Here is a 10,333-nt window from a genome sequence, read left to right as displayed (position 1 = left end):
CTGCCACTCGAGCGTTGAAAGCGGCGGCGCCCACTGCCACGTAACTACCGCGGAAGGCGATGTCGAGGGACGAGGTTCGCGATCGATCCACACCGATCGTCACGGTGCGGCCGTCCGTCGACAGTGTCCACGGTTGACTGTTTCCACCGGAGGGCGCGCGTCGAGCGGCATCGAGGACTATCGCGTCGGGATCGGTTGCGCTCGCAGGAATGCCGACCGAAGTATCGGCCGCAGGCAGTTCTGTCCGCCGGGTCGGAGCCGGCGTCGTGAGCGCGTCGAGGTGGGTATCGAGATCGATACGGATTCGTCCGGACGGCAGGTCCGCTCCGGTGCCGAAGCGTCGAACAGCGGCGGCGATGGTGGCACCGCCGAGTTGGACGTCTCCGCCCAGCTGTGGCCACGTGTGGATCGTTTCGCTCACCTCCACCATCGACGCGGCCATGCGGGCCGAGAGCAGTGCGGCGTCCAGCTGATCGAGCACGATCGGAATCTTGTCGCGGGTGCCGAGCCCGCGCAGACTCGCACCGTCGATCTCGCCGAGTACGCCGTGGAACACCGGACGTTCGGGCTCGAGGTCGAAGCGTTCGACGTCCAGCAGGCCGCGGTCGGACGTCTCCATCAGCACCGGGATACGCCGCGACCTGGCGGCTTCGCGCGCAAGAACCTTGACGTCGAGTGAGTCGCACTCCTCGACCAGCAGGTCGAGGCCGTCGAAGAACCCGTCGATGGTGTTCTCGGTGATCCCGTCCTGGGCGATCTCCACACGTAGATAAGGATCGATTTCGGCAATGCGTCTCGCTGCGACGACTGCTTTGTTGATGCCCAGATCGAGGATGGACGCCGGAATTCTGTTGAGGTTGGAGAGCTCGATCTCATCGAAATCCGCGAGGCGTAGCGTCCCGCAGATTCCTTCGAGTGCGAGGGTGTGGGCAATCGCGTGCCCGACGCTCAGACCGATGATTCCTATGGTGAGATCTCCCAAGGAATTCTGTTCGGCCAGTGTTATCTTGTTCCTGTTTCTGTCGAGTCTCAGGTGTCGAAACGAGTGCGGTCCGAGAACGGCCACCACCGTTTTTCGCCACGGGAAGTAGACCCATCTGTCTGCCTCGTCGAGCAGACTCTGCCCCGGGCTGGGGAGAAGAGCGCGTAGGCCGTTTCTCTGAGTCTCGCGCTCGTCCAGAAATGTCAGGTTCGCGTCCTGTCTGAGTTCGTCGAGTGCGCAGCGTTGTGTGTCGTCCGTCTCGTCGAATATCACAGGCTTCCAGCACTGGCCGGTTGCGGTTCGATCACTCATGAGGCCACCGCTTCCGGGAGCTCGACGGCCGCTCGACGGTGGGCGAGCAACGAAGCTGTGTTGCGCCGCATCCGTCGCCAGGTGGCGAGCTCGGCGTCGAACGCGAGAGTTCGCCTGTCCCACCAGAACACCTCGGTTCGGTACCTTTCGTCGGGATAGGGAATGGGTTCGATCTGGGTGGCGATGATCGCGCCGGTGTCGAGCCACGCAGTGCGTACGTGGGAGGCCGCGGTGGCCAATGCGTACCGCGCGCCCAGCAAGGCTGTGCTGTAGGCCGGTGATTCCGCGATCATTGCCGTGACGGCGCGGCCGCGGGGTGCGTTCGGTGCGACCCATGCCGACTTGAGTTCGACGACTCCGTGCTCGATGCGTTCGTCGAGCATGTGGTGAACGTGGCGTAGGCCATTCGGGTATCCGGCGAATTCGACGAGTGCATGCGACTGGTCTACCGAGGAATACGGGCCTTGCACCCGAACCCCGCCGAGCATTGCTCCGGAGTTGTCGAGTGCCGCGAAGAACAGTGCAGTGGTGCTGCCGTCTCGGATGGTCGGCATTTCCAGTGCCGTCGTGACACCGTGTCGCATATAGCTTTCCTGAGCACCGTCGAGAAATTGTTTCCACAACACCGGTTCCTTCTGTGGTGTGGTGGCAACAATGCGGCATTGCGATCGATGGTCCTGGTACGACGGAACCTCGATTGGAATTCTCATTTCACTCTTCCTGATAGGAGTTGCCCGAATGTGAAAGGTGGTGCCGGTCGATTGTGCGGCTTTTGTTTTGCCTGGCTACTCGTCGACACCGGGACTCAGGTGTGTCGCGGGAGACACTGCTGGACCAGTAGCCTGCAGAGGTGCTGCTCTCCGACCGTGATATCCGTGCCGAAGTGACCCAGGGGAACCTGGGGATCGAACCGTTCGACCCGTCGATGGTTCAGCCGTCCAGCGTCGATGTACGGCTCGACAAGCTCTTTCGTGTGTTCAACAACACTCGCTACACGCACATCGATCCGGCGTTGCAACAGGACGAGTTGACGTCGCTGGTCGAGCCCGAGGCCGGCGAGCCGTTCGTGCTGCACCCGGGGGAGTTCGTGCTCGGCTCGACACTGGAATTGACGACGTTGCCGGATTACCTGGCCGGACGGCTCGAAGGAAAAAGCTCTCTCGGACGGCTGGGCCTGCTGACCCACTCGACGGCGGGCTTCATCGATCCGGGCTTCAGCGGCCACATCACACTGGAACTGTCCAATGTCGCCAATCTCCCGATCACGCTGTGGCCGGGAATGAAGATCGGGCAGCTGTGCCTCTTCCGGCTCTCGTCACCGGCCGAGAACCCGTACGGCAGCGCCGCCGTCGGATCGAAGTACCAGGGCCAGCGTGGCCCCACCCCGTCGAAGGCATACCTGAATTTCGTCCGGTCGAGCGTCGAATAATTGATCCTGCAGTTTGTTTTGCGGGCGTGGAACGTGATCGAGGGACGGTTCTAGCGGTACTCTGATGCACAACGTGTGTTGGGGCCTACCAGAGCGAGGTTTCACATGTCCGCGCTGACCGGTGGTTGTGTACTCGGTGCGTCGTTGGGCTCGAGTGGTGTCCGCAGCGTGATCAGCGATGACGCTCGCCCCGGTTCGGTTCTGGAAGTACACGAACCCGTCGCCTCCCACCCTGCGCCCAACGGCCTTGCCCCCGATCCCTGGGACACCGTCATCACCTTGGTGCACCACCTGGCGAACGAGTACGCGTCCGCAGACTTCTATTCGGTACTCGCGCTGCGTGAACGTGATCCGAGGACGGCATACGACCAGGACTTCTCCGACGGCGTTGTGCTCGTTTCGGAGCTCGGTGCCCAATTGGTTGCGCTCCGAGAGACGGGTGTGCTGGCAGGTGAACAGTGCGTGGCACTTCTCGACGTCGGCGCGTCGGGTACTTCGGTGGCCGTCGTCGAGGTCGGCAGCGGTCGGGTTCTCGCATCACGTCGCACCGATGAACTGAGCGGTGACGTCTGCGATCGGATGCTCTGCGATCACCTCATCGGCATGTTCGGGGCAGCGGAAGCGCTGACGGTCGAGGCTCGTCGTCGGCTCGTGTCCGACGTCCGAGTCGGCAAACACGAACTGTCGTCGGTCCGCAGCGTCTCGATTCGCGGACCGTTCGTCGGCGGACGCGCGTCACTGTGGCGAGGCGATCTCGACGAGCTCATCGGCGATGCCGTGCGGAGAACCGTCTCGATGGCAGCCGAGGTATTGGGCGTCGTCCGAGCACAGGGCATCCACGTCGATGCCCTCGTTGCGATGGGCGGCGGTGCCAATACGCAGATCGTGCGGCAGGTCCTGTTCGACGCGGTCTCGATTCCGGTCTACGTGCCCGAACGGCCTGAATTGTTGGCGGCGCGCGGGGCCGCCGGGATTGCTCGGACGGTCGGTCGCCGGCCTGCGCCGATGGCGTACGACGCGCCCACCGAGCAGTTCGCGGCCGTCGGTACCGATTCTGCAGAGCGCGACATGGCCGCTGCTTCTCCCGCGAGCGCGGTGGTCTCCAAGCGCCCGAGACACAGCGGCACCTCGTCCACGCGAATGGCAAGGGCAAGCAAGTCTCGGCATCTCGGTCGCGACCGATACGACGACGACGTCGCGTCCGATCACCACCCGCCCCACTCGGACGGTCGATTTTCCGCTCCCGAAGTGGGAGATCCCGCGAGGGTGACATGACTGCGGCTTCCGGTGCCGTCGGCCCCGGTGCTCGAGGCAGGATGGTCGGTATGGAGTCGATTCAGACCGAGCGTGAAGACAAATTCGACGTCGATGCAGATTTCCAGTTGCCCGTTCTCGCTTCCCTGGTGCCCGCCGACGGCGCACTCGTATCGAGCGAGACTCACCTGACCAGCGAGTACTTCGATACCGTCGGGCATGATCTGTTGCGCCGGGGAATCACGGTGCGACGGCGCACCGGGGATTCCGACAACGGCTGGCATGCAAAGGTTCCGGCCGAGAAGGCGCGAACCGAGATTCGGCTTCCTCTCGGCAGCGGTGCTACCAGTGCGGTGCCGGACGAGCTGACCGAGGTGCTTCGCGGCGCGGTGATGGGCGATGAGCTGTCCGCGGTAGCGACCCTGACGACGCGTCGGACGGTGCACACCGTCTCGGACCCCGACGGTGCCGTAATCGCGGAAATCGCCGACGACGAGGTGTCGGCGACGCTGATCGGCGGAGCGACGGGTCCACAGTGGCGGGAGGTCGAAGTCGAACTCGGACCCGCCGGCTCGGAGTCGTTCCTGAAGAAGGCAGGCAAGGTCCTCATTGCTGCCGGGGCTCGCCCGTCCGCGCATCCGTCGAAGCTGGATCGGGCGCTGTCCGTGGTGCGTGAGGTGCCGGCCGATACCGGAGTCCGGCTGCTGACGGACTACCTCGACGAACAGGTGCAGGCGATCGTCGCCGGGGACGTGTATCTGCGCCGTGGGTTGGATCCGATCCATTCCACCAGGGTGGCCATCAGACGCTACCGCAGCACCCTTCGGGTGTTCTCGAGCGTGTTCGAGGACGAGCCATCTGCTCATCTGGAAACCGAACTATCCTGGTATGCAAGCATTCTCGGCAAGGTTCGAGATCGTCAGGTACAGCGCGCTCGGTTCGCGGCAGCGCTGCGCGAACTTCCACCCGAATGGGTGCTGGGGCCGGTGGCTTCGCGGATCGAGAACGATCTGCTGGCCGAGCAGATTCGATATCGCGAGTCGGTGATGGCCGAACTCGACGGTGACCGCTATCGCGCGTTGCTGACTATGTTGTCTTTGTGGTCGCGTGGGTTGCCGATCGACGGTGAGGTCGGTGACCGATCGCTCGTCAAGCTTGCGCGGAAGGCGGGTAAGAAGGCCATCGATCGCACGCGCAGCGCAGTGGGCGGTACGGACGACGAGGCGTTGCATCGTGCTCGCAAGGCGGCCAAGCGTGCTCGCTACGCGGCCGAGTTGGTCGCGCCGGCGGTGGACAAGAAGGTGTCGAAGGCGCACATCAAGCGTTTCAAAACGATTCAGGAAGTGCTCGGCGAGCATCAGGACGCGGTCATCGCGGCCGAGATTCTGCGGACCCTGGGCGCGCGGGCCGGAGCGACGGCCGGGGAGAACGGATTCACCTTCGGAGTGCTGTTCGAACGCGAGCGGCGCGCGGCCGAGTCGGCCCGAGACGAGGCGAGCCAGCTCGAGTTCTGATCGCCCAAAACAATTCGTTTACCCGATTTGTCGCTCGAAGTGTACTCTCGGTCGGAATTGGATTCGGGGGAGTCGACGATCATGTCCATTGCGCTTGGCGTACACGTCGGTGTCGACGAAATCTCGGCTGTGCTGATCGAGGCCGAACTGCCCGAACTCGGACCCGTTGCCGCTCGCACGGTCTCCATTGCGTCGGTTCCCGGCGGTGTCGGTGACGCGGCCACCACGATGCTCGGCATCATGCGCGTGCAGGCCGCGCAACACGACCTGCACATAGCCCGTTCGGCGATTGTCTGCGACAGCCTGCTGCTGTGCGGGATCGTTCGCGCCGCTCTGGCGGCGCACCATGTCAGCGACGTGGCGGTGGTGGATGCCGGAGATCCGCGGTTGGACGACGAGCTCCCGCTGGGAATCGCAGCGGCACAGATCGGCATTCCGGCCACTGCCAGGTCGACGGGCGGTCCTACGGCCGACGATAGTGCGACCGGCGATCAGGGCTGGAGAGGGACCGATACCTCACGCAGTGCGCGACTGGCCATGATCGGCTTGGGTGTGGCAGTTCTCGCTGCACTCAGCGGTGCGACGGTCTGGGCGCTGACAGCGGTCCGTCCGGCCGAGAACCCGGTGGTCGGCACGGCCGACATCAGCGATGTCGCCGAGATCCCGTCGAGCGGTAGCGAGGCAGGTGCGCCGTCGTCGGTGCCGGCGATCGCGGGTCCCGCGGGCGTACCTCCTGACCCGTCGACGGTTCCGGCCGTCGAGGCAGGGCTGTTCGAGGCACCTGTGTACGGGCCGGTACCCGTGGACGTGCGGAGCGAGACGCTACCGGCTGGTCCGGTGCCGTCCCCGGCCGTCGAGGCGACGGGTGGTGGGCCGGTCGGCGAGGGTGGCAACTCGGGCAGCAACAAATCCGATGATGGCAGTCCGGACACTGCGACGGTCGATCCGAAACCGAAACCGAAACCGAAGCCCAACCCGGTACCGAAACCGGAACCGGAACCCGAACCCGAGACCGGCACCGAGGAGCCGCCCACGGATTCTCCGACGACGACCACCGATTCTCCGACGACGACCACGGATTCTCCGACGACGACCACCGAGGCCCCCGAGACCACTTCCACCGTCTCGGAACCGGCGGAGAACCCGGTCGAGTGACCTGAATTCGCTGATTGCACTGTGAGCGAGCAGTTTTGATAATTGGAAAAGTCCGCCGTGTGACGGGTACGTGAATTCGACTTCGACACCTGAACTTCTGCTCGAGCGTCGCTACCATCGGGTGATCGACCAGTAGACGGTGAGTATCCGATGACCGACAATCCCGCAGCAGAATTGGTGACCCGCACGACCATCGACAGGGCAGTCGGTGTCCTCATCGCGCTGCGTGGCTGCAGTCCCGAGGACGCGTTCGCCGAGTTGGCGGCGCACAGCTTCCGGTTCGATGTATCTCTGGTGCAGTCGGCTCGTTCGATCGTCGCGGCCGCGCGCGGTATGGACTCGGCCAACGGCGTCGCCGGGGCGGCTATGACATCGGCGCAGCAAGACTGGGGCTCGTTGCTGGCCGACCGCCGTGATCCATTCGGTCACGTCGCCTGACGCTGACGGAATGTGGCGCCCACGCTTGTGGGATCTACCAAAACAAACTCTGAGTTTATAAAAATCGACACAATGCTGTCCGAAAGGTGGTTAGAGGGCTACTATCGGCTGGTCGGAGTAGCCAATCGAGTCGAGGAAACATGAGAACAGTCCTTGGAGTCTCGGTGGGTTCTGCCACTGCCCGAGGTGTCGCGGTCGATGCGATCGACGAATCCGTGCGGTCTGCCCACATCATCCACTCGTTCGATCCCGGCGACCATCTTCAGGTCGCCCTCGATCTGGTGGACTCCATGTCCAGTGATCAGTCGGTCCAGCGAGCCGACATCGTGTTGGCCGTGCCCGATGATCCCGGTGCGCGCGGCCGGACGTCGGCATATTCCACGTACGAGGCCGATCGTCTGCTGGTCGCGTCGGAACTCGGTGCCCAGCTGCGGTTTCTCCGGGGTACGGGCCAGCTGGAAGGAGCTCGCACCGTCGCGATCTGTGACATCGGCGCGTCCGGCACCACGATGTCCATCGCGGATCCGGCCACCGGCACGGTGTACAGTTCGGTGCGCACCGTGCTCTTCGGCGGTATCGGGTGCGACGAGCAGATTTCTCGCTACTTGCTCTCGACGTACGGAGCGGACGAGTTGGAATCCGACAGCGCCCGAGCAGACCTGATGGTCGCAATCCGTACGGCACGCGAGCAACTGTCGAGGCTGCGAGTGGCCGAGGTTGCCGGACCCTTCGTGGGCGGACCGGTCCGATTGTGGCGCAACACATTCGACGATGTTCTCGAACGCAGCATCCGCTCGTTGGAGGATTGGGTGGCCAGCGTCATCGTCGACTCGCCCTGTGCTGTGAACGCGTTGGTGATGGTGGGTGGTTGTGCCAACCTCCCGTCGCTTCGCCGGTTGTTTCGACGCGACCTGATGTTGCCGGTCATCGCGCCGTCCAATCCGGAGTCCCTCACTGCGCACGGTGCTGCGCTGATGGCCGCCGATGCGGTCGCTGCGCGCCAACATCACCCGCGAGGCGCGATGAGCCCGGCAGGCGGGCCATCGCAATACGGCGGCATGGTGGGCATGGTGGGCTATCGAGACACCCCTCGACACCGTTCTGCTTGACACACCCGACCTACCCAACCAGCGCCGTTGTTGGGTAGGTTGCTCGGGTAATGATGAACAGTAGGGGACGAGACGGTGGGACGACAGTGGCAGAGCAGGTAGCGGAGTCCGGCGCGGTAGCAGCCGACGGAGAAGCATTCGATCCGGCAGAGCACGCGCGGAGCATGGTCGGTTATCACTACCGCACCGAGGACTACTACGAGGTCGGTCGCGAGAAGATCCGCGAGTACGCCCGTGCGGTCCAGGATTTCCACCCCGCTCATCGGGACGGCGACGCCGCGGCGGCCCTGGGGCACAGCGCTCTCGTCGCACCTCTGACATTCATGTCCCTGGTCGGCACCCTCGCTCAGAAGAAACTGCTCGAGTCCATCGCCGAAGGTTACGACCTGAGTCAGATTCTGCAGACCGATCAGGTTCTGATTTTCCAGAAGCCGATCCTTGCCGGCGACCAGCTGACGTGCGACGTCTCGCTCGACTCCTTCAAGACGGTCATGGGTCGAGACATGATGGTCACCAAGAACGTCGTGTCCAACCAGAAGAACGAACTGGTGCAGACCACGTACACCACTCTGCTCGTCGGACGGTCCGGTGAAATCGACCCGGCCATTGCCGACGCCGCTCGCAACCTGGTGATGTTCGGTGCGTCGATGGATGCTGCAGTCGCCGCCGCGGGTGAACACGACACCCTGTCCACCCCTCAGGAACACGAGCCACTGATCGTCGAGGAATACCGGGGTCAGCCGACGCAGAAGTTCGACGAGGTGAACGTCGGAGACGAGCTGCCGCCGCGCACGGTGCGTCTGACCCGTGGCGATCTCGTGAACTACGCGGGCGTCGCCGGTGATGCGAACCCGATTCACTGGGACGAGAAGTTCGCCAAGATGATCGACCTCGAGAACGTCCTGGCGCACGGCATGCTCACGATGGGCGTCGGCGGCGGATACATCAGCGAGTGGCTCGGCGACCCGGGCGCTGTGAAGGACTACACGGTTCGCTTCACCACCCCCATCCCGGTGGATACTCACAAGCCTGCCGTAATCGTCTTCAGCGGCAAGATCAAATCGAAGGACGAGGCGACGCGCACCGCGGTCATCTCGATCGGTGCGACATTCGAGGGCAAGCGAATCTTCGGCCACCGCGCAACCGCGACAGTGCAATTGGGCTGAGTGCCTGCGGCAGTGGTGTGGGGATCTGCGCCCCGGTTAGGAATCCGCACCGCGTGCAGGGGGTGCGGATTCCGATGAGGGGCGTAGATGTGTGACGTTCACGCCCCCACGAAGATGCAGAAGGGGTTCTTCGTCGAGTTCGGCCACGGTGTTCACCATGAAATCGAGGTGCGCCATCTGCGGGTGTTCGCCGTCCGGCCACGTTGCTTCGGGAAGAGCGTCGATCTGCCGGAACGCGATGCGCCACGACCCGTCGGGTGCGTTGATGGCGAGCCAATCGGGCTTCATCGGTTCGGAGTCGCACTCGCCGTCGAGGCGGTGTGACTCGAACGATGCCGCCGAGACGCGCGAAAGAATCAGCGAACGATCCCGATGGCCGGATCGTATTTGGGTTTGCGGTCCCACAGGGAGGCATCGGACTCGAGGGCCTGGCCCTCCTGGGTGGGCTCCACCGGATCGGGCAGCTTTCGCCAAAGCCGGACTGACCATGAACGACATCGATCTGTTCGAGGTCAACGAGGCCTTCGCGTCGGTGGTGCTCGCATGGGCCAAGGAGACCGGCGCTGACCTGAACAAAGTCAACGTCAACGACGGTGCCATCGCCATCGGTCATCCCCTCGGTGGCAGCGGAGCCGCACTTACTCCCAGCTGGAGACGACCTTGCGCGTCGGTCGTTCGTTACTGTTGGAGAACAGGTGTGGGCTCTTGCTCTTGATGTACTCCACATCGGCGAACACGGCACGCAGATGCTCGCGCATCGATCGTGCGGCGGCCTCGAAGTCTCGTGCTTCGAGGCCGTCGACTATTGCGGTGTGTTGCTCGATGAGGTCGGGAATGGGCCGAGTGTCACGAAGTCCGAGTCGGCGAGCCCGGTCCAGGTGAGCCTTCGCCGATTCGACGGACCGCCATGCGGCGGAGTGTCCTCCGGCCGCGAGGAGCAGTTGGTGGAATTGCTCGTCCAGCTCGAAGAACTG

At 63.9% G+C, this 10,333-nt stretch carries 11 protein-coding genes and 1 pseudogene; 8 read left to right on the top strand and 4 right to left on the bottom strand.

The window, feature by feature from the left end; translation table 11 throughout:
* A partial coding sequence (locus RHODMAR_RS01870; RefSeq protein ID WP_008710676.1) for an Rv1355c family protein occupies positions 1–1,294 on the bottom strand: 1,294 nt, incomplete at its 3' end.
* Complete coding sequence (locus tag RHODMAR_RS01865; protein WP_051047718.1) at positions 1,291–2,004, bottom strand: hypothetical protein; 714 nt, start codon at positions 2,002–2,004, stop codon at positions 1,291–1,293. The genes RHODMAR_RS01865 and RHODMAR_RS01870, both read right to left, overlap by 4 nt.
* Before the next feature lie 140 nt (positions 2,005–2,144).
* Between RHODMAR_RS01865 and dcd the strand changes: the two genes are divergently transcribed.
* The 7 genes from dcd to RHODMAR_RS01830 all read left to right on the top strand — a co-directional run bounded on the left by dcd (position 2,145) and on the right by RHODMAR_RS01830 (position 9,359).
* On the top strand, positions 2,145–2,723 hold the full coding sequence (gene dcd / locus RHODMAR_RS01860) for a dCTP deaminase (RefSeq protein WP_008710672.1): 579 nt from the start codon (positions 2,145–2,147) through the stop codon (positions 2,721–2,723).
* Between the two features lie 105 nt (positions 2,724–2,828).
* The gene (locus RHODMAR_RS26830; RefSeq protein WP_008710671.1) at positions 2,829–3,998 is read left to right on the top strand and encodes an Hsp70 family protein; all 1,170 of its coding nucleotides are present in this window, start codon (positions 2,829–2,831) and stop codon (positions 3,996–3,998) included.
* Positions 3,999–4,048: 50 nt separating this feature from the next.
* Positions 4,049–5,491 carry a CYTH and CHAD domain-containing protein gene (locus RHODMAR_RS01850; RefSeq protein ID WP_008710670.1) on the top strand — a complete coding sequence of 481 codons (1,443 nt, stop codon included), beginning with the start codon at positions 4,049–4,051 and terminating at the stop codon, positions 5,489–5,491.
* Positions 5,492–5,572: 81 nt separating this feature from the next.
* A complete protein-coding gene (locus RHODMAR_RS01845; protein WP_008710669.1) occupies positions 5,573–6,646 on the top strand; it encodes a hypothetical protein in 1,074 nt (357 codons plus the stop codon).
* A gap of 150 nt (positions 6,647–6,796) precedes the next feature.
* A complete protein-coding gene (locus tag RHODMAR_RS01840) occupies positions 6,797–7,084 on the top strand; it encodes an ANTAR domain-containing protein (protein ID WP_008710668.1) in 288 nt (95 codons plus the stop codon).
* A 140-nt stretch (positions 7,085–7,224) separates the two neighbouring features.
* Positions 7,225–8,193, top strand: coding sequence for a rod shape-determining protein (locus tag RHODMAR_RS01835; RefSeq protein WP_042937602.1), 969 nt, complete (start codon positions 7,225–7,227; stop codon positions 8,191–8,193).
* A gap of 50 nt (positions 8,194–8,243) precedes the next feature.
* Positions 8,244–9,359 carry a fused (3R)-hydroxyacyl-ACP dehydratase subunits HadA/HadB gene (locus RHODMAR_RS01830; RefSeq protein ID WP_008710655.1) on the top strand — a complete coding sequence of 372 codons (1,116 nt, stop codon included), beginning with the start codon at positions 8,244–8,246 and terminating at the stop codon, positions 9,357–9,359.
* 36 nt (positions 9,360–9,395) lie between these two features.
* Here RHODMAR_RS01830 and RHODMAR_RS26825 read toward each other — a convergent pair whose 3' ends face one another.
* A complete protein-coding gene (locus RHODMAR_RS26825) occupies positions 9,396–9,647 on the bottom strand; it encodes a hypothetical protein (protein ID WP_081605870.1) in 252 nt (83 codons plus the stop codon).
* A 181-nt stretch (positions 9,648–9,828) separates the two neighbouring features.
* Between RHODMAR_RS26825 and RHODMAR_RS27375 the strand changes: the two are divergent.
* Positions 9,829–9,999: pseudogene (locus RHODMAR_RS27375) on the top strand (steroid 3-ketoacyl-CoA thiolase); the annotation flags it as partial.
* Here RHODMAR_RS27375 and RHODMAR_RS01820 read toward each other — a convergent pair.
* Positions 9,998–10,333 (bottom strand): FCD domain-containing protein (locus RHODMAR_RS01820; RefSeq protein WP_042937598.1); only part of this gene is annotated, 336 nt, incomplete at its 5' end. The pseudogene RHODMAR_RS27375 and the gene RHODMAR_RS01820 overlap by 2 nt on opposite strands.

Source organism: Rhodococcus sp. AW25M09 (genome assembly GCF_000333955.1).
Classification (GTDB): domain Bacteria; phylum Actinomycetota; class Actinomycetes; order Mycobacteriales; family Mycobacteriaceae; genus Rhodococcoides.
This window is presented reverse-complemented; position numbering and strand designations above follow the sequence as displayed.